General features: G+C 61.4%; 17 protein-coding genes. 7 read left to right on the forward strand and 10 right to left on the reverse strand.

All coding sequences use genetic code 11. From position 1 onward, the window contains the following. The 4 genes from BMX17_RS18380 to BMX17_RS18390 form a co-directional block, all read right to left on the reverse strand. Window positions 1–244 (reverse strand): transposase-like zinc-binding domain-containing protein (locus BMX17_RS18380; RefSeq protein ID WP_139203581.1); only part of this gene is annotated, 244 nt, incomplete at its 3' end. Then, complete coding sequence (locus tag BMX17_RS18385) at window positions 174–2,933, reverse strand: Eco57I restriction-modification methylase domain-containing protein (RefSeq protein WP_092662828.1); 2,760 nt, start codon at window positions 2,931–2,933, stop codon at window positions 174–176. The genes BMX17_RS18380 and BMX17_RS18385, both read right to left, overlap by 71 nt. 202 nt (window positions 2,934–3,135) lie before the next feature. Then, complete coding sequence (locus BMX17_RS27360; RefSeq protein WP_280141417.1) at window positions 3,136–3,258, reverse strand: hypothetical protein; 123 nt, start codon at window positions 3,256–3,258, stop codon at window positions 3,136–3,138. After that, window positions 3,258–3,800 (reverse strand): SWIM zinc finger family protein, encoded by a 543-nt coding sequence (locus BMX17_RS18390; protein WP_092662830.1) that lies wholly within the window; start codon window positions 3,798–3,800, stop codon window positions 3,258–3,260. Before BMX17_RS18390 ends, BMX17_RS27360 begins: the two co-directional genes overlap by 1 nt. A gap of 178 nt (window positions 3,801–3,978) precedes the next feature. Between BMX17_RS18390 and BMX17_RS18395 the strand changes: the two genes are divergently transcribed. Beyond that, window positions 3,979–4,218 carry a helix-turn-helix domain-containing protein gene (locus BMX17_RS18395; protein ID WP_092662958.1) on the forward strand — a complete coding sequence of 80 codons (240 nt, stop codon included), beginning with the start codon at window positions 3,979–3,981 and terminating at the stop codon, window positions 4,216–4,218. An 864-nt stretch (window positions 4,219–5,082) separates the two neighbouring features. Here the strand turns inward: BMX17_RS18395 and BMX17_RS18400 are convergent. Then, window positions 5,083–6,141 (reverse strand): tyrosine-type recombinase/integrase, encoded by a 1,059-nt coding sequence (locus BMX17_RS18400; protein WP_211611394.1) that lies wholly within the window; start codon window positions 6,139–6,141, stop codon window positions 5,083–5,085. 320 nt (window positions 6,142–6,461) lie between these two features. On the opposite strand from BMX17_RS18400, the gene BMX17_RS18405 reads away from it, so the two are divergent. Then, a complete protein-coding gene (locus BMX17_RS18405; protein ID WP_092662832.1) occupies window positions 6,462–8,978 on the forward strand; it encodes a PAS domain S-box protein in 2,517 nt (838 codons plus the stop codon). Between the two features lie 99 nt (window positions 8,979–9,077). On the opposite strand, the gene BMX17_RS18410 is transcribed toward BMX17_RS18405, so the two are convergent. The 3 genes from BMX17_RS18410 to BMX17_RS18420 all read right to left on the reverse strand — a co-directional run bounded on the left by BMX17_RS18410 (window position 9,078) and on the right by BMX17_RS18420 (window position 12,887). Next, window positions 9,078–10,127 (reverse strand): PAS domain S-box protein, encoded by a 1,050-nt coding sequence (locus BMX17_RS18410; protein WP_092662834.1) that lies wholly within the window; start codon window positions 10,125–10,127, stop codon window positions 9,078–9,080. 2 nt (window positions 10,128–10,129) lie between these two features. Then, a complete protein-coding gene (locus BMX17_RS18415) occupies window positions 10,130–11,692 on the reverse strand; it encodes a globin-coupled sensor protein (RefSeq protein ID WP_092662836.1) in 1,563 nt (520 codons plus the stop codon). 175 nt (window positions 11,693–11,867) lie between these two features. Further along, window positions 11,868–12,887, reverse strand: a complete 1,020-nt coding sequence (locus tag BMX17_RS18420) for a DHH family phosphoesterase (RefSeq protein WP_092662838.1) — start codon at window positions 12,885–12,887, stop codon at window positions 11,868–11,870. A gap of 114 nt (window positions 12,888–13,001) precedes the next feature. Here BMX17_RS18420 and BMX17_RS18425 point away from each other — a divergent pair, with 114 nt between their 5' ends. Together BMX17_RS18425 and BMX17_RS18430 are read left to right on the forward strand one after the other, a co-directional pair. Further along, window positions 13,002–13,919, forward strand: coding sequence for an alpha/beta fold hydrolase (locus tag BMX17_RS18425; protein WP_092662840.1), 918 nt, complete (start codon window positions 13,002–13,004; stop codon window positions 13,917–13,919). A gap of 62 nt (window positions 13,920–13,981) precedes the next feature. Beyond that, complete coding sequence (locus BMX17_RS18430) at window positions 13,982–14,620, forward strand: helix-turn-helix domain-containing protein (RefSeq protein ID WP_092662962.1); 639 nt, start codon at window positions 13,982–13,984, stop codon at window positions 14,618–14,620. A gap of 29 nt (window positions 14,621–14,649) precedes the next feature. Here the strand turns inward: BMX17_RS18430 and BMX17_RS18435 are convergent, their stop codons facing one another. Beyond that, window positions 14,650–15,231 (reverse strand): FAD-dependent oxidoreductase, encoded by a 582-nt coding sequence (locus BMX17_RS18435; RefSeq protein WP_092662842.1) that lies wholly within the window; start codon window positions 15,229–15,231, stop codon window positions 14,650–14,652. Window positions 15,232–15,409: 178 nt separating this feature from the next. Between BMX17_RS18435 and BMX17_RS18440 the strand changes: the two genes are divergently transcribed. The 3 genes from BMX17_RS18440 to BMX17_RS18450 all read left to right on the forward strand — a co-directional run bounded on the left by BMX17_RS18440 (window position 15,410) and on the right by BMX17_RS18450 (window position 19,018). Continuing rightward, on the forward strand, window positions 15,410–16,135 hold the full coding sequence (locus BMX17_RS18440; protein ID WP_092662844.1) for a TIGR00266 family protein: 726 nt from the start codon (window positions 15,410–15,412) through the stop codon (window positions 16,133–16,135). A gap of 75 nt (window positions 16,136–16,210) precedes the next feature. Then, entirely contained in the window at window positions 16,211–17,566 is a 1,356-nt protein-coding gene (locus tag BMX17_RS18445) for a cytochrome P450 (RefSeq protein ID WP_092662847.1), read from the forward strand. Window positions 17,567–17,608: 42 nt separating this feature from the next. After that, the gene (locus BMX17_RS18450) at window positions 17,609–19,018 is read left to right on the forward strand and encodes a carotenoid oxygenase family protein (protein ID WP_092662848.1); all 1,410 of its coding nucleotides are present in this window, start codon (window positions 17,609–17,611) and stop codon (window positions 19,016–19,018) included. A 1-nt stretch (window position 19,019) separates the two neighbouring features. Here the strand turns inward: BMX17_RS18450 and BMX17_RS18455 are convergent, their stop codons facing one another. Next, complete coding sequence (locus BMX17_RS18455) at window positions 19,020–19,850, reverse strand: hypothetical protein (protein ID WP_092662850.1); 831 nt, start codon at window positions 19,848–19,850, stop codon at window positions 19,020–19,022. Window positions 19,851–19,865 lie beyond the last annotated feature (15 nt).

The raw sequence follows: 19,865 nt of genomic DNA on the forward strand, positions 1-19,865 counted from the left end.
AGACGTAGATCGTGAAGTACCATTCTTTCAGCGAGAGCTTCGAATGAGCAAATATCGTGCCGGTCTTGTCGTTGAACGTCCGGCCGCAATTCTTACACAGATACCGCTGATACTCCCGATAGCTGCCGTTTCTGACCGTCAGGTCAGAACGGCAGCGGGGGCACTCAACGCCATCACACCAGCGAACCTGCTGCAACAGGTCCGCTGCAGCCGATTCCGACACGAACCGGCTTATTGGGAACATATCGGGCACCGCTGGCGCGGTGCCCTTGCCCTCTTCGACATTCAGCCGCAGCTCTCGCTATCAACAATCTCCTTCGCAAGAGCGTCTCGTAGTAATTTCGGTAGTATTCGTCTATATTTTGGATTGAGACGTAGGGCGGATTTCCGATGACTACGTCGAACCCGGGGTTGTCCTTCTCCACGTCGGAGTAATCAATATCGTCGCCATCAGCCACCAGTTCGGGGTCGTAATAGATTTCGGGAAATTCCAACTCCCAGTGGAAGAATGATTCTTCTTCGGCTACATTTTGGGCGCGTTGGAACCAGTCCTTGTCCCGGAACTCCTCCCACTCCTCGTCCCCCTGTGCAGGGTCACCGAGAACATCGGCCATCTCCTCGTATTCCGACGGATCAACCGAAATTTCATCGAGACGATCTGCTGTGAAGACGTTCAGGAGTTCTTGGAAGTGGCGGCGTTGCGGGAGGTTCTGGAAGTCCCGGTACTTCCTTTTGATTTCCTCTGCTGCTTCACGTGTTTCCAGGTCGATGCCGATAAAGTCGGAATACCGTTCAAGCAACTTCCCGACGATTTCGATCAGCGTCGAATCATAATACGTGAATCGGGTGTTGACGTGGCCATCTTGCTCACTGCTCTGGTCGATGTAGGCATTCTTCACGTCGCCAATCTCAGAACCGATTATCGAGTTCCCGTGCTTGAAGTGGTGGTCAAGGAATGCTAGTGGTTGATCGTTGGCTAGTGTGTGGAGCCAGAGCGACATCTTGGCCAACTCGACGGCCATCTCGTTCACGTCTACCCCATAGATACATTCCTGCGTCACCCGCCGTCGTGCATAGTTCAGTCCCAGTGATTCCGGTGGGTCAATAGGTGGGTCATCTTGTTCTTCCAGTATCCTTCGCTCCTCGTCTGCAACCGTCTCGATCTCGGTTACAAGGTACTCTACAACGTCCCGGAGGAAGTGACCGCTCCCCATCGCTGGATCGATGATCCGGAGTTCGAGGATGCGGTCCATAAACCGCTCCGTGTACGTTTCATCGTCTGAGTAGTCGAATTCCTCGATTAGGCCGAGATCAGATTTGATTTCGTTAATCAGGGGGTCGAGAGAGTTCGAGACGATGTAGTTGACTACCTTTTTTGGGGTGTAATAGGAGCCTGTCGCACGCCGCTCGTTATCGTCAGTCCGGAGATAGACTTCTCCTTCCGCTACTTCTGCTTCGAACGGTGGGTCCTCATCGTACTCCTCGAAGTATTCCTCTTCAGTCGCCCACACCTCAGATCCATCATCATTGACAGTCGTGAGCGGTTCGTTGGCCACCTCTAAGTGGTGTTCGAGCAGTCCTTCGTAGATGGAGCCGATATTCCGGATAGAGAGTCGTGAGTAGTCGAAGAACGAGTTCTCCCGGTCAGTGTCTTGCTGGTATGAGACTCGGTAGATCGCTTTGGCTACGTACTCGTTACCAAGACGGGCGTTGGCTAGGAAGTGGTCGGTTTCGGAGTCTTCCGGGTCTGGGTCAGTGTTGAACAACCCTCCGTCGTAAGCTGGTATGTAGAGCTCATCCTCGTCGTACCCGAGGTGTTCGCTCCCACGGTCAATCAGTTGAAAGAGGAGTTCGAGCCGGTTCCAAAGGCGCGGATTCTTGTCGTCGTAGTCATGGTTAGTGTCCTGGATATTGTTCTTAACTTCTTGCTTGAGGTCAACTAACCCATACTCGTTGCGGTATATGGTATTTTCGCGGGGTAAAAGGTGTCTCTCGTCACTTTCCGCATATAAGACGAATATGAGTCGGTACAGGTAGGTGAGTGAACTCTCGAATACCAATTCCCGTTGTTCGTCGGTGAGATTATCGGTATCGAAGTCGGTAGCCCCGGGTGTATTGAGGAATCCATCGGCAAGGATTTGGATTGCCTCGTAGATATTGTCTTCTAGATCGTCCCCGAGTTCCCTAGAGATCGCGTTGCTCCCATCGTAGATTCGGGTTAGGTAGCATCCAGAGACGCCGGTTGACGGGTCGAAAGATTGGCCGCGAAAGAGCATATAGAATTGTTTGAACTCCTTGACGCCGAACCTCGTATCTGATAGGATTGTCTGCAGGTTGATTTGATACCAGCGGTCAACTTTCACGCCGTCGCCAGCGTAGTAGAGACGCCATTCGATACCGTTCGTCAGGACGCCCCATTTTACCTCAGTGTCTCGGAGATATCGGTTGATTTGGGCGCTAGGATTGTCTCGCTCTTTATTGTCTAAATCGGGGTCTGGGTCAGGCTCACCGTTGTTGCTTGGCCCGTCAAGAGGATGTCCCCAGTCCTTCGCTTCTGCGACAGCGATAGCGGCATCGTAAACATCGGACTCATCCTGCATCCGGATTGCTTCCCGCTTCACACTCTCATTTTTGAAGAAGGCGTAATCAGGCTGATCGCCAGAGGTGCCATCTATCGTACCCTCGCGTGCGTACACAACCCCGAGAGCATCTAATACAGGGTTGATGAACATATCCTGCACTTGGTCTTCGTTCGCGCTTTCCAGTGTGCTGACGTTCTGGTCGTGGAGTTCGTCAACTTCCTCGTATGCCTCTTCCACGTGATCGTCATCGACCGTCTGCCACGGTTCTGTTTCTTCGAGATGGGTGTTGAGATAGTGTTTGTTGAACAGTCCTTTGTTTTCGTATGGTGTGAGAGATGCGTTAGTTGCCATATTTCGTGATTACGTGGGTATCTTTTATCGCTGATATGTCCATGTGGATATTCACCAATTAGTTGTGACTCTGAGGACTCCGTGTATCACCACACACTATCCCGCGGAGGGCGTCGAGAATAGTAGAGGCATCAGCCATATCTTCTCCGATACAGTCAGGCATCAAAAAGGTTGCATCCCTTGGATTGATTGATGGTCGGTTCTACTCGTCGGCCTCTATGCGTTTCTCCATCTGGCGTTCGTACACTCGATCTGGTTCCAGCTCGGATTCCGGTTCTTCATCGCCTATCTCACCGAGATGCGGCGGGGAGTGTTGAAGCGCCATTACTCTCCCTCCTCCATGAGTTCGTAGCAGTCAAAGCAAGGGAGTGAATCCCTGTCCGGCCCGTCGCACCATTCGTTCCCGTTGGCACACGCTTCAGGTTCCTGTGCATCGAGCGGGGGAGAGCTGTTGTCAGTTTGCTTGGTGGTAGTCCCACCATCTGCACGTAGTCGCTCTTTCATCGTTTGCGTGGTGGTTTCTTCGGTGTCCACCGTGGGGGTTGGACAGTCAACAGCGGCCTGCAGAACAACCGGGCCACCGACTGTTGCCAGTGCGACCTTGTGCTTGCAATCGTACTCCTCGTTGTACTTGTCCGCCGGGCACTCGCATTCTGCCGGAACCAAGACGCCGTCGCGATCCTCGATGCCGACGAGGTAACTGTGGTCTTCTTTCTCGAACCCGTATGAGGCGTTCGTCACACGAACCAGGTGTGGGGCTTCGATGGCGAACTCCCATGCTTCCCACCCGACACGCTTCGAGGTCTTCGCGCCGAAGTTCAGTTCATTGACGATGCGTTTATCTGCCGCAGTGGTGTTAGCTTCCATTGGCTTTCTCCTGCTGAGAAGGCCACCGTCCGAGTGTTACAGCACTCGGGCTTTCTGCGAACACAAGCCCTGAGGGGCGGCGACCTTCTACCAATAACTACGTGGTTATTGGTTATAAGTCTTCGCCTTTAACCTCGAAGTCAAAGGGTCTATGAGCATCCCGTGCGTGGTGTACTCTATGGACCGAGAGCGAACTGAGAGTGGTCAGTATGTTGAGGAGGTAACCCTTGATGCAGTGATCGACGTTTTCGAGGCCGCCGATCTTCCCGTATTAACCGCAAACGAAGTCGCAGAGGCATTGGACTGTGCCCGACCTACTGCCTACAACAAGCTGGAAGCGTTGGTAGAGCAGAACAAGCTTCGGAAAAAGAAGGTTGGCGCAAGGGCCGTGGTCTACATCTATCCGGAGAGCATCTGAGCTTCTGTCGGCCAATATCGCATAACTACCAGATTAAATTAATAGACAATATTCTTATGTTGGATATACAACTAACCTGCTGCTCTGTCTTGCCGATAGTATTATTTTCTATTGACAGGTAGTGGTTGTAGCTGTGGTTCTATTATAGTAGTATAGTTGTAGTAGTATAATATAGTAGTAATAGTAGTGAGAATATAGAGTATATTAGAGTTCACTAATTAGAGTGGTATACTACACTGCATAATTACCCCGCCTCGATGGGTTACAATTCAGTAGATACACTCTGTAGATAGATACTCCCCCAATAGATACTCATACATACCGCCATAACGGCCGACCGGCGAGAGAGGTGTGAGAATGTGGGAGAAGAATGACCATACGATTCAAATCTAACGCACCTGATAAGCCGCTGAGTGGTTTTTCCAATACATCGAGTAGGTTGGGACATAATCTGCTGGAAAACCTCACAGGAAAGACGTGAGCCAATCTATGGATTTGACTGTAGTAAACATAATATATATTATAAAATCAATAAGCTACCAGTTATATTATAATAAATGGGCCAGTTAGAACATTGACTGGGCCGATCGATGCACGCATAGGTAACGTCCTCTGCGAAATTTTCCCTCTGAGGTCAGGAAATCGGGTAGCCGAAACGCTCGAAAACTGGCCGTAGCGAGATCGGTAAAGCCGAGTGTATGGACATAACTATTGGTAATATATTCTCTCTGCCCGGTAGAGGGTTTGTCGATTTAGCAGGACTAATCTGGAGTATCGAGATCCCCGTTGGCGTCTTCATGTTGCTCCGATTCCCTCTCTAACTCCGCCTCGATGCACCCCAATACGGTAGAGGAGGCTTCCGTTTTACTCTATGTCAAAGAGATCCCGACGGAGATTCCGCTTCTCTGATTCCGTTCGTGCGTCGTAGTGTTCATCGAGGGTGTCGATTCCGACGTTCATTCGTTCGCTGATGAGTTCCTTCCGGTGTCCTTCATTCAGCCAGTGAGTGATAGCCCCACGTCGGATGGGATGAGGGCTGACTGAGCCGGGACATTGAGCCGCTTTGGTGTACTCTTGGGCCGCTTCACATTCCTCGATCTCCCGACCGTGGGGACATTCTCCAGTGTAGTGACACGGGCGCGTGAGTCGCCGTATGTGCATCCGAAGGTTCGACCGAACCATCCGGCCTTGTTTAGACGAAAACAGCGGTGTGCGTCCGTAGTCGTCTTCTACGTCCGTGTGATTCATCAGCAGGTAGTCGTCGATGATCTCGCACGCCCACGTATGCAGATTGACTTCCCGTTCGGCTGGTTCCTTGTTTTTCAGCGAGGTGTCTTCTTCCGGGCGATGCCGGACCTCGATGTATTTCTCATCGGGATAGTAGTCGTCCACGTCGATAGCTCGGGCAGTACCGAGTCGGATTCCGGTGTCCCATAGGAGAGCGAAGAGCGCGTGGCGTAGTGTCCCATGCTCGTATTTCTTCAGGTAGTTGCGGATCATCTCGGCTTCCTCGGGGTCGATCTTATCGGAACGCACCTTCTCGTCGGGATCGTTGAGAACCATATCTTCCACGACCCACGATTCGACTAACCCCATCGAGCTACACCACTTGAGGAAACTCCGGACTGAGCAGAGGTCATTATAGAGGGTCATTTCGTTGATCCCATCGACCTCGCGACGGATTTTCTTGAAGTCTGAGATATGGAAACCGTCTATTTCGCAGATGTTATCGAGATTGCCATCCTGACAGAAGTCTAAGAATCGGTTAAGTGCGGAACTGTTGTTGTAGTAGGTTGAATCTGCCCACTCCGCCTTCTTGTCAGAGAGGTATCGGTTCACGGCGCGTTCCGGCTTCATCTGAGTTCGCTTTTCGGACATGGTGATTCCGAACCGATTCACAAATCCGGGTTCACAGACCTCCATTGGCAAATCCCGCGAACGGCCATATTCCGGCAGTATGGCCCGTGAGCGGGCGAAAGCCGGCGGTTCAAATCCGCCCCAACCCATGTTCCCTGACGCTACACCGCGAGCGGAGAGCCGCGGCGTCACGAAGAGACGTGAATCGAACGGACGCGACGGCGCAGGCCTGGATCACTTCTCGGGTTCCCATGCCGTGAGAATACTCTGGCACCACTTAATCCTCGCTCCCCTGGGTCCGATTGTGGACGTGACTGCTGTGGTTTTCCCGAGTATGCGGGCGGGAAAGCCGAGACTATAGTTACACGACGAGATCTACAGGGCATATGCTCGGGACGCTGCAAGGACTCTACGTGGCGGTGTTCAGCCTCGCTGGGACCATCTGTCTCGGTGCGTTGCTCGGGGTTCGAACGCTGTCTCACTCCGACATCCGCCGTGGGCTCGGTGGGTTGTTTCTGTTGAACGGGCTCTGGGCACTTTTGATGGCGGTGCGGCTTCTGTTGCCGTCGCTGTCGAGCAAACGTGTCGTATATCTCGTCGGGTTGATCGCCGGCATCGCGACCGTCTTCGCGTGGCTCTACTTCGCGTCGGCTTACAGTGGCCGCCAGTACCACCGGTCCCGATCCCTGCGGCTCGTCGCCGTCGCCGTGTTCGCCGCGATCGTGCTGGTCAAGCTTACCAATCCGATCCACGGGGCATACATGGACGTGCAAATCGTCGCGGAACCGTTCCGACACGCTCGTGTCACGCACTTCGCCCCGCACTGGATGGTGACCGGGTTCTCGTACACCGCCTCCGGAATCGGGTTCTGGTTTCTCTTCGATTCGTTCGCCGAGGCCGATACCCGTCCCACCACGCTGTACCTGCTCGTGTCGGTCACTGCACTGCCGCTCGTCCCCTACGTCGCCGCCTACTACGACGAGGGTGCGTTACTCGTGTTGAACTACGAACCGATCGGTGTCGCCATCTTCGCACTCGGCATCCTCTGGTACGCACGGGGTGAGTTCACCCGACTCAGTAACCCCGATCAGTCGTCCATCGCGGAAAGTATCTCGGAGGGGGCACTCATCCTGGACGAGCAAGGAACTGTTCTCAACTACAACGACAGCGCGGCCTCGGTCCTCGAAAACGATCCCGTCCAGGGCCAGTCCCTCGACACCGCCGACGCGGAACTGGCGAACTTAGAGCCCGGCGAAAAGACCATCGTCTCCCGGTCCGTCGGCGACCACCGTGTCAAATTCGAGGGCCACCGGACGGACATCGAGGCCGAGACTGCCTCGGAGGCGATCACGCTCACCGACGTCACCCAGATCGCCCACCTCGAAGACGTTGCCCGCCTCTTTCGCGAACTCAACAAGCTGTTGATCCAGGACGGCGATCCGGACGAGTTTACGTCGCTCGTCCCGGAGAAGCTGGCGACCGTCGACGCGTACCGGATGGTCTGGCTGTACGATCCGAGAGACGACGAGACCGGCTACGTCGCCGGTCAGCCCGACGGGTACGTCCACCGCCAACGCAGTAACGTCGATACGTCCGACCCGGTGTGCAGGGCGGCCGACACCGACGACATCCAGGTCGCCGACGTCGGTTCGGATGGCGAGACGGCGTGGGAAGCCGCCGCTGCCGAGCGCGGTATCACTGCGTGCCTGGCAGTCCCGTTGCACTTCACGAGCGGCGACGCGTACGTCCTCGGCGTCTACACGACGGTGCCGGACGGGTTCAGTGAAGCCGAAGTCGAGTTGTTCCGGGACATCGCCGAAGCGATCCCGAACACGGTGGCGGCGATCGAGGCCCACCAGGAAGCGACGGAGTACCAGAAAGCGGTCGAACACGCCGGCTACGCGATCTTCATCACCGACGTCGACGGCGTGATCCGCCACGTCAACCCGGCGTTCGAGGAGATCACCGGGTACACCGCCGACGAAGCCACCGCGGCGACGCCACGCATCCTCAAGTCCGGTGAGATGGACGAAGAGTACTACGAACGACTCTGGGACACGATCCTCGACGGCGAGGTGTTCTCCGACGAGATCGTCAACAAGACCAAAACCGGGGACCGGTACCTCGCCCGCCAGACGATCGCACCGGTCACCGACGAGACCGGCGAGCCGGTCGCGTTCGTCGCCATTCAGGTGGAACTGACCGAAGACCTCGTCCGAAAGCAGCGGCTGTCCGTCCTGAACCGACTCCTCAGACACAACCTTCGGAACGAACTGAACGTGATCTCGCTCCAGATGGAGACGCTGGAAACCCTCTACGAGTCGTCGGCCGACGACCGCGAAACGGAAGCCCAGGCCCGCGAGGTCGTCCAGACCGTCCAGCGCGTGACCGAGAAGATCACGGCCCGGTCCGAGAAAGCCCACGAGATCGAGCGGATCTTCGACCGGCTCGACACGACGGCGGATCGCGTGTCACTGGCGTCCGTCGCGACGTCCGTCCGGGAGATGCTCGACGACGTGGCGGCGACGACGACGCTCGACGTCGACGAGGGGCTGGCCGAGTACGAGGTCGACCGCGAGATTCTGACGATCCTGGACGAACTGATCGCGAACGCCGTCGAGCACGACCCGGGGTCCGATCCGACGGTGCGCGTCGCCGTGACCCGCAGCGACGACAGCGAGATCCGGGTCTCGGTGAGCGATAGCGGTCCCGGGCTGTCCGCGCAGGAACAGCGCATCCTGCGGGAGGCCGAGGAAACGCAACTCAGCCACAGCAGCGGGCTCGGCCTCTGGATGGTGACCTGGATCGCGACCTACTGTGGTGGGACGGTGACGGCCGACGTCGATGCCGACGGGACCACGATCCACGTCTTCCTCCCGGCCTGGCCACCGGAAAGCGACTGAGACCGTTCGGCGCCTTCATCGAGAGCGGAACCGAAGCCCGATGATGACCGCCTCGTCTGCACAGACGGCGGCGCTCCGTTCCAGGGCCGACCCCCGCCGTCACGAGCCGTCCGTCTGCGGGAACCGCAGCACGAATTCGGTGCCGGTCTCGCCCGTCTCGAACGTGAGCGACGCCGTCGTTTTCCCGAGAATCCAGCTCACGAGCCAGAGTCCGAGTCCGGTTCCGTGGCTGAGAGCGGTTTCGGTCCCGCGTTCGATCGCGACCCGTTCCTGTTCGGCGATCCCGGGTCCGTTGTCCCGGATCGTCACCGTGGTGGCGCTCTCGTCGGTGTCGACCACGACGTCCACGGACGGGTCGTTCGAGTGGTTGTGTCTGGCGGCGTTGTCGATCAGGTTCCGGAACACCAGCGTTATTTCGGGCACTTCCTCGATGGTGCACGCCGTCGGACAGTCGAACGTGAACGAGACCGCCGGAAACTGGTCGCGGTACGTTTCGACGAGTGTCCGAAGTTCCTCGTCGAGGGTGACCGTCGTCGGCACCAGTTCCTGGTCGAGGAAGCGCTCGACGGTCCGGGTCTTCTCGGTGAGGGATTCGAGTTCGTTCGTGACCGAGATGACCCGCTCGGCGTTTTCGGCGTATTCGCCATCGAGATGCCGGGCACAGTATTCGGCGTGGAATTTGACGATATTCAGTCGGTTGCGGAGGTTGTGTCTGAGCACGCGTGCCTGGATCTGCTTGAAGCGTTCGAGGTCACGCTTGCGCTGCCTGCGCTCCGTGATATCGCGAGCGATCGCGACGAACTTCTCGATATCACCGTCGGGTTTCGTGATGGGGGAGATCGTCTGCTCGAAGACGACGGTGTCGCCGCGTTTCGTTTCGTCGACGACCTCCATCTCCCATCGGTCGCCGGACGTGATGGTCTCCCACAACTCGTCGTAGAACGAGTCGTCGTGTTCGCCGGATTTGAGTATCCGTGGCGTCTTGCCCAGCGCCTCGTCCGCCTCGTAACCGGTCAGTTCCTCGAAGGCCGAGTTGACGTACTCGATGGTGCCGTCGGTGTCGGTTATGTAGACGGCGTCGGTGGTGTGTTCGACGGCTTTGAGACAGAGCTGTTGGGACGGCAGGGTGCCTGGGTCAGAGTCACTCATCGTCAGTTGCCAGTCAGGCGCTGGACGCTCTCGTTGATCTCCCGGACTTTCGAGGCCTGCTCTTCGTTCGCGGCGGCGACGTCTTCGATCTCCGTCGCGGCCTGTTCTGCCTGCTCGACGAGTTCGTCGACCATACTTGCGACCTCTTCGGTGGAGGCGGCCTGGTCGTCCGTCGCGTCGGACACTTCCTGAATGCCCTGGGACGTCTCTTCGACGGCGGTCGCGATCTCTTTGAGCGACTCGACGGTCTCTCTGACCTGGTCGACGCCGCGGTCGATCTCCTCGGTGGTCGTCTCGAGGTTCTGTACCGTCTCGTCGGTGTCCGCCTTGATATCGTCGACCATACCCTCGATCTCGCTTGCGTGTTCCTGGGACTCCTCGGCCAGCTGTTTGACTTCGTCGGCGACGACGGCGAACCCGTCGCCGGCTTCGCCGGCCCGTGCGGCCTCGATCGAGGCGTTCAGCGCGAGGATGTTCGTCTGCTCGGCGATGTCGTCGATCACGTCGACGACCTCGTCGATCTCGTCGACGCGTTCCTGCAGTTGATCGACGTCCGTGGCGACCTCCTTGGACGAGGCGTTGACCGCCTCCATCACCTCGATGGCCTCGTCGGCGGCTTCCCGCCCCTCGTTGGCCAGCTGTTCGGCCTGGTCGCTGGTCGCCGCGACCTCCTCGGCCGTGGAGGCGATCTCCTCGACCGTCGCGGACATATCCGCCACCTCCGCGGAGACGTCCTGCATCGACTCGGCCTGTGATCGGGCCAGATCGCTGATGCGTTCGGTCGTCTCGGCCGTATCCTGGGCCGTCGCTTCCGTCTCCGCGACTGCCGCCTCGACCTCGGTGGCGACCTCCCGCTGGCGGTCGAGTTCCGTCTCCAGGTCCTGGCTGTAGGAGTGGATGTACGTGTCGGTCACGACCTGCATATCGAGGTTGATGAGACGCAGGATCGAGAGCAGTTCCTCGATGGCCTCGTCGACTTCGTCTTCGATCGCGGCTTCGACGGTAGCCGGCGTGAGGCCACTCTCGCCGTCCGACCGGGCCACGGTTTCGGTGCCACCGTCGGCGATCGCGCCGGTGAGCCGTTCGGTGAGCGACTCGGTCAGTTTGTCGCCCACAAGCGGGAGAATGAGGTCGTAGTAGACGCCGTACTGGCCGAGGTAGTGTTTCATCGGCATATCGAGCAGGTCGTGAATCTTGCCGATGCGGGCGCGGTTGCGGAAGTACTCACTGCCGTAGTCGCCCTGTGCTAGCGTGACCAGATACGCCGATTGGGTGCGCTTGAGTTGCTCGACGGCTTTCGACGAGCGACCGATAACTTCGACCGTCTCGTCGTAATCGGTCAGGTTGTCGTAGAAATCGTCCGCGACAGCCTCGGCGTGTTCGGCGAAGGCGTCCTGATAGCGCTCCAACCGCTCGGCGTCCGCCCGGTCGAAGCCGACGAACTCCTTGCGCCACTGGATCTCACTGCGATCCAGTCCGATATCATCCAGCAGTGCATCCGCATCGAGTTGCTCGTTTAAGCCTCCCTGCCCGAAATCCGACGCGCCGAACTCGCCCGAACTCATGTTTCTGTGAGGTGTTGGGAGAAATATAAAACGAACACCTGACTAGTATGGTCTTTCGATTGATTTGAACGACAGAGGGTTAAAAATCCACAAAAACCATTGTACTACCAGGTTCGACGGATGGACTTCACAGACTGGGACAATTGCGCCCGTGATTTGACGGTATCTGTTCGTATCACTCTCCTGTCTCTTCGGACAGATTGAGTTCCGCGAACAGGCGTGCGGTAATGATCTGTTCGACCATCTCGAGCAACTGTGTGTCGTCGGACGTGTAATCGGCGAAGATGCCGAGCGGGATTTCACCGCCGGCGACGTCGTGGTGGCCGCCCCCGCTCCCGACGTCGTCGAAGGTCTCGTTCAGTACGTTGCCGACGTTGACGCGTGCATCCGGTGATCGGGCGCTGATCTGAATGGTGTCGTCGACGAGTCCGAACACGATGGCGGTTTGCACGCCTTCCAGTCGCACGAGATAGTCGACGGCCTGGGGGAGTGCATCCCGTTCGGTCGTCCGGCCGACGTGGGAGATGAGGACCGCGCCGTTTATGATTCGGTTGTCGATGGCGGTCGAGATCGCGTCGAGGGTGCCCCCGGAGATCGACGGCGTCGATAGCTGTCGGATCATCTCCTGATCGGCGGACTCGTGTAGATACCCCGCCGCGTCGTAGTCCGTGGCGGTCGCACCCCGGAGAAAGTCCAGAGTGTCCGACCGGATTGCAAACAGGAGTGCCGTCGCCAGGTCCGCATCCAGATCGATGTCGAGGGTGCGCACGTACTCCGTCAGGATCGTCGCCGCGGCTCCCAGTTCGGCACGATGGTCGACGAACCGGGCGTCGATATCCTCGGCGGGGTGATGGTCGATCACGATGTCGACGTCCGTCTCCGGGGGAACCGCGTTGTTCTGACCCGGAATCGAGTGATCGACGAACGCCAGCAACGAGTCGGGCTGGCGGTTCTGGAGGGTCGCGGGTTCGAACGGTTCGAGGTCGATATCGAGGAGGTTGACGAACGCCCGGTTTTGCTGGTGGGAGATATCGCCGCTGTAGAGAATCTGCTGTTCGTCGATGCCAGCCGCGGCCGCGATCCGACCCAGCGCGAGCGCGCTCGCCAGACAGTCCGGATCCGGGTTGTTGTGGCAGACGATATTGATCTCGCTGCCCTCCCCGAGAAGTTCGTGGAGCTGTTGTGACTGGCTCATCCCGCCGTCGCTACGACCTCGATACAGTTACAGTACAGGGTCGCCCCTCGTACTCTTAAACCACCGTATGCATCCGCCACCAGTCTCTCACCCGCCAGCCCGGTATCGAGGGGTATGGCAACGCAGACGCGCGAGACCGGTCCACCCGGGACCCGAGACGGGAATCGTGACGGTGATGGCAGTCCGACGACCGTCTCACTCGACGGCGGCCGACGGCTCGCCTACGCCGAGCACGGTGCGCCGGAGGGGACGCCGGTCGTCTTTCTGCACGGCACACCCGGATCGCGGCGACTGGGCGAACTGTTCGACACGGCGGCCCGGGCGCGGGGGATTCGGATTCTCGCGCCCGACAGACCGGGGTTCGGAACGTCGTCGCCGTGGCCGGCGCGGTCGATTTCGGATACGGCACGGGTCGTGACCGCGGTGCTGGAAGACGTGGGCGTCGAGCGTGCCGGCGTGGTCGCGTTCTCGGGCGGGTGTCCGTACGCGCTCGCGACGGCCGCTACCAGCCCGGAGCGCGTCGACCGAGTCGACGTGATCTCGGGAGCGACGCCACCCGACGCCGGGGACGATCCTGCGATACAGCGCGTGCTGGGTGGGCTGGCGACACGGACGCCAACGGTGCTGGGTGGACTCTTTCGCGGGCAGGCGTGGCTGGCCCGGCGTCTCGATCCGTCCGTCGTGGTCTCTCAGTACACCGACGCCGCCGAGGCGATCCCGGCCGAGACCGCCGAACTGGTCCGTGCGGACTTCGTCGAGGCGTTCGCCACACACCGATCGGGTGCGGTCACCGAGTTCCGGCACGCGGCTTCGGCGTGGGACATCGAGTTCGACGCGGTCGACGTCCCGGTCCGCTTCTGGCACGGGGACGCCGACGCGAACGTGCCGATCGCGGGCGTGTACCGACTCGCCGAGTGGCTCCCCGACGCGCGACTCGAGCCGATCGCCGACGCCGACCACCTCCGGACGCTGCTCCGGTGCAGGGCCGACGTTCTGGATCGGCACTGCGGTGGGACGGCACCGGGACCGTGACGGTCGGCGAGCCGATCCCGCCGGTTAAGACGGCGGCGGGGGAACTCGGGACCGAACGCGGGATGAAACGCATACGGTTCTCGGTGATCTACCCCGAGCGGTTCGTGCATCCGTTACACCGCCGCCTCGTCGACGACTCGACCGTCACGCGAGTGGAGTTGCTGATGTGGAGTCCGACCGCCGACGCGACCGCGCTGTGCTGGTGTGACGGCGACCGGGCGGCGACCGCGGCACTCTTCGACGCCGTCGAATCGGTCCACGACCGGACGCTCGTCGGGGACGCGGACGGCACCTACGTCGTGCTCCGACAGCGTGAGTACGAGTTCGCGGGGGCGATCCTGGAGGCGGTCGCCGAGGCCGGGGTGATCTTTCTCCCGCCGGTCGTCTTTCTGGACACCGGTGTGGTGCAGTTCGAGGCGGTCGGGGAGGCGACCGCGCTCAGCGCGTTCCACGACGACCTCGCGACGCTGGGCGACGTGACGATCGAGCGCGTCCGCGAGTTCGAGCGCCAGCGCTCGCCCTCCACGCTGACCGACCGACAGCGGGCCGCCCTCGAAGCGGGGCTGGCGGTGGGCTACTACGAGGTCCCGCGGGACGGAACGGTCGAGGACGTGGCGGCCGAACTCGACTGCGCGCCCAGCACGGCGGGCGAACTCCTGCGAAAAGCGGAAGCGGCGGTGATCGCGGCGCAGGTGGGCTAGCGGGCAGGGTCGCCCACTCTACGCCGGGGTCACTCCTCGCTCATCTCGCCGAACGTCGTGTCGGCGTCGCCGGGCGTATCGAAGTCGTGGAAGTTCTCGCCTTTCTCCTTCGTGAGGATGTTCAGGGCGGCGGCCGCGCCGTCGCCAGCGGAGATGACGGCCTGCCACTCCTCGGCCCGGACCATCGCGCCGGTGGCGTAGGCGTCCTCGACGCTCGTCTCCATGTCCACGTCCACGTCCACCACGTCCTCGTCGGTGAATTCACAGCCCAGATCCTCGGCGAGGTCGCGGTTCGCGCCGGTCGCGAGCACGAGGTAGTCGGCGTCGTGGTCGCTGTCGTCGGTCGTCACGGTGAAGCCGCTGTCGGCGTCGACGCCGGTGACTTCGGTACCCTGGTGGCGCTCGACGCCGAAACTGTCGACCTGCGTGCGCAACGTCTCCATGTACGCGGAGCCGTCCTGGGAGCCGACGCCGGGGTAGTTGAACAGGTGGGCCTTGTGCATCCAGGTCCCGTCGGTGTCGAACACCGTCGCGTCGACGCCGTTTTTCTGGAGGAACAGTGCGGCACTCAGGCCGGCGGGGCCGCCGCCGACGATGGCTGCGTTGGCCATACGCCCGTACACGACCAGCGGACGGAAGTCCGTTTGGCCTCCGGCGGTGCTGACCGGCTACCTCTCCCGTCCGTCGGTTCGGCGTCGGCAATGACGACGACTCAAGAATGCTAGTGTGTACGTTTATGTGCGATGACAGAACCACTGATCGTAGGGGTATCAGCGCCCCGAGCACACAATGGAGTACGAAATTCGCGGCAAGAACGGATTCGCCGACGTAGAGGTCGCCCTGGATTCCAACGAGCAGATCCTCGCGGAACCGGGGGCGATGGTCAGCTACGACCCCGGAATCGAGATGACGACCGACACCGGCAGCGGTGGCCTGCTTGACTCGGCCAAGCGGTCGATGCTGGGTGGCGAGTCGGTGTTCATGAACACGTTTACGGCCCAACAGCCCGGCAGCGTCTATCTCGCGCCGCCGGCACCGGGCGACGTGCGCGCCCGGTTCCTCGAAAACGAGACGGTCTATGCCGACTCCGGGTCGTACCTGGCTTCCGAGCCCAACGTCGAGGTCAGCACCGAGTTTCAGGGGGCGTCGAAATTCTTCACGAGCGGCGACGTGTTCCTGTTGAAGCTCACGGGGACGGGCACGGTCTTCGTCGACAGCTACGGGGCGATGGAGACGATCGAACTGGCGCAGGGCGAGCAGTTCAACGTCGACACCGATCACATCGTCGCCTTCGACGCGTCGGTCCAGTACTCGACGTTCCGGCCCGGCGGCGTCAAGAGCCGGGCGTTCGGCGACGAGGGAAAAGTCGCGAAGTTCTCGGGGCCGGGAACGATCTGGATCCAGAACCGCGACTTCGAGAGTCTCGCCGAGAAGGTCGCCGAGGAGATTCCCGGCGGCGGTGGCGACGGTGGCGGCGGTGACGACGACGGGATCGGCGTCGACGACTTCCTCTGAGGCCGCGGCGCGACCGATTTTTTCGAGCTCGCCGGCGGACCCAGATATTTAGTGGTACAGTCCCTAGCAAACTCGATGTCCCAAACCCCACCTGGTCCCAAAGGGCAACCGGTCTTCGGAAGCAGTCGCCAGTACGCCCGCGATCCCTTCACGTTCGTGACGACGCTGGAGCGGGCCTACGGCGGCGTCTCACAGTTCGACATGGGGCCGCTGGAGACGTACATGGTGACAGACCCCGAGGCGATCCAGCGTATCCTCGTCTCCGACGCGGCGAACTTCCAGAAACCCGCGTTTCAGGACGACGCTCTCGGCGACCTGCTCGGTGACGGCCTCCTCCTCAGCGAGGGCGAGACCTGGCAGAAACAGCGTGACCTGGCGAATCCGGCGTTCGATATGTCCCGGCTGTCGGGGATGGCCGACCGCATCGTCGGCCACGCCGAGTCGATGGTCGACGGCTGGGCGGCCGGCGACGTGATCGACGCCGAGGAGGCGATGACCGGCGTCACGCTGAACGTCATCCTCGACCTGATGATGGGCGTCGAACTCGACGCGGAGCGGGTCGAACACGTCCGCGAGCAACTGGAGCCGCTGGGCAAACGGTTCGAGCCCGATCCGATCCGATTCGCCCTCCCGGACTGGGTGCCCATGCCCGACGACGCCGAGTTCGAGTCGGCGGTCGCGGAACTGGAGACCGTGATCGACGGGATCGTCGCCCAGCGGCGCGACGATATCGGCGACGAGGGCGACGACGACGCCCCGATGGACTTCCTGTCGATCCTGTTGCGAGCGCGGGGCCGCGGCGAGCAGACCGACGAGCAGTTGCGCGACGAGATGATGACGATGCTTTTGGCGGGCCACGACACGACCGCGCTGACGCTGACCTACACCTGGTACCTGCTCTCGGAACACCCCGAGGTCGAGCGCCGCGTCCACGCCGAACTCGACGAGGTACTCGACGGCGGCCAGCCGACGATGGCCGACGCCCGCGCCCTCGAATACACCACCTGGGCTATCGAGGAGGCGATGCGGCTCTACCCGCCGGTGTACACCATCTTCCGCTCGCCGAAACGGTCCGTCGAGATCGACGGCTACACCGTGCCCGAGGGCGCGAGCATCATGCTTCCCCAGTGGGCCGTCCACCGCTCCGAGGAGTACTGGGAGGACCCCGAAACTTTCGACCCCGAACGGTTCAGTCCCGAGCGCCGCAAGGACCGACCGCGATTCGCCTACTTCCCGTTCGGCGGCGGGCCGCGCCACTGCATCGGCAAACACCTGGCGATGCTGGAGGCCCGGCTGATCGTCGCCACCGTCGCGGACCAGTACCGGCTCGACTTTCAGGGCGAGTCCCCGCTGGAACTGCTCCCGACGCTGACCGCCCACCCACGCCAGGAGATGTCGATGGAAGTGGTGCCACGCGAGGACCGGGCGTAGGACCGCCCGCACCTTGATTACTGTCGGCCACCTGTCGCACCTATGTCACGACGTACGGCGGCGGAGCTGGGGTTTCGCACGCTGCGCGACGAACGAACGGGGGAGTCTCTGCCGGTCGCCGGAACCGTGCCGACGTGGCTCTCGGGGACGCTGCTCCGGAACGGGCCGGGGCGATTCGACGCCGGCGGCGGCGTCAACCACTGGTTCGACGGGCTCGCCATGCTCCGCCGGTACAGCTTCACGGACGGCGAGGTCGAGTACACGAACCGCTTTCTCCGGACAGAGGCCTACGACCGCGCCGAGGCGGGCGAACCCACTCGCCAGTTTGCCACCGGCGCGAGCGGGCTGGCCGAACTCCGGCGGTGGATCAGGGCGCTCGGGCCGCCGGAACCGACCGACAACGCCAACGTCCACCTCGCCCGCATCGGCGACCGCTTCGTCGCCCAGACCGAAGTCCCCCGCTGGATCGAGTTCGATCCCCACACGCTGGAGACCGTCGGCGAGTTCACCTTCGAGGACGGCGTCTCGACCCAGATGGCGACGGCGCACTTCGTCGTCGACGACCACTGCGAGGAGTCAATCGGCTACGGACTCTCCTTCGGCCGACGGACGGAGTACGTCGTCTATCGGGTGCCCCACGGGAGCGACGAGCGCGAGGTGATCGGGCGGGTCACGGCCGAGGGGCCGGGCTACGTCCACAGCCTCTCCGTCACGCCCAACTACGTCGTCCTGCTCGAACCGCCCCTGCACATCGACGTGCTCCGCGGCCTGGCCCCATGGACCGAGGGGTTCGCCGGGATGCTCTCCTACGACGCCGACGCGGAGACGCGGATCGTCGTGCTGGACCGGGCGACGGGTGAGATCGTCGCCGATCCCACCGTCGATCCCTGCTTCGTCTTCCACCACGTGAACGCCTTCGAGCGCGACGGCACGGTCGTCCTCGACCTCGTGGCCTTCGAGGACGCCGACATCGTGGACGCGCTGTCGCTGGCGGAACTCCGATCCGGCGGGTTCGCGGGCGCGCCGGACGGCCACCTCTACCGATACCGGGTCGATCCACGGACGGGCGAGGTCGCCACCGAGCGCCGCCACCCTGGTGGGATCGAACTCCCGACGGTGCCACCCGCCGTCCGGACGAAGCCGTACCGGTACGCCTACGGCCAGGCGACCGACCGCGCGGGGGCCAACGGGCTGGTGAAAGTCGACGTGGAGGCGGGTACCGCTACGGAGTGGTGGGAAGCCGGAACATACGTCGAAGAACCTCGCATGGTCCAGCGTCCCGACGGCGACCGCGAGGACGAGGGGGTCGTCCTCGCGACGGCACTGGACACCGACGCCGAACGGACGTACCTGCTCGTGTTCGACGCCGAAACGCTGACGCTACGGGCGCGGGCCCGCCTGCCCCACGCGGTTCCCTTCGGCTTCCACGGTCGATACTTCCCGGCGCTGTGAGTCAGGGTGGCTCGCGCTGGTCCGTGTCGGTTTCGAGGGTGCCGGTGGCGTCCGTCCAGCCGTCCTTTGGGCCCTCCAGCGTCACCGTCACGTCGTCGCGGTACTCGTCGTAACTCCAGCCGAACACCCACCACGCGTTCGTGCCGTACAGCGTCGTCGACGCGTAGACCTCGGTGTCACTGGTCGTGTCGTAGCTCGCGTACACCGCGGCGTCGAACGCGTAGCACTCGCGCCACTCGGGGCCGGGGGAACCACAGTCGCTCGGTCGGCGGTCGATCCGGGGCCGGAGCAGGGGCTCGCCAGCCCACGGCGTCCCGGTGTCCACGCTGCGGTCGACGGGCACGGTCACCGCGACGCTGACGCTCCGCGTGTCGTTGACCACCATCGAGGGATCGTCGGGATCGTACTCGGACTCTGGGATCTCGACCCGCTCGCCGCGCCCGTTCCGCTCGACGAACTGGTAGTACTCCGGCGTCACGGTCCACTCGGCGGCCGAGACGGCGAGCATCGGCCCGCGCTCGGTCTCGACGGCCTCGTAGGCCAGCGGTCCGGACTGGTTGGTCCCGCGTTCGACGGCGGCCGCGCCGAGGTCGGCGGTGTCGGTCGCCTCCGGAACTGGCAGATAGATCGTCGCGTTCGTGAGGGTTCCATTGGTCGCGAGCGTCACCTCGTAGGTGTACTCGCTCTCGTAGCTGGTGCGGTAGAGGTGCCCGCTGTAGAGCCACACTGCGCCGATCACGACCGCCAGCAGGACGACGACCGCGAGAACGACTCCCAGTGCCACCCGCCGCCGGTCGTCGGCCAGCCACGACTCCCCCGTCTCGTCGGTCATCGCCCGACAGAACAC

The sequence above is a fragment of the Halorientalis persicus genome (genome assembly GCF_900110215.1).
Taxonomy (GTDB): domain Archaea; phylum Halobacteriota; class Halobacteria; order Halobacteriales; family Haloarculaceae; genus Halorientalis; species Halorientalis persica.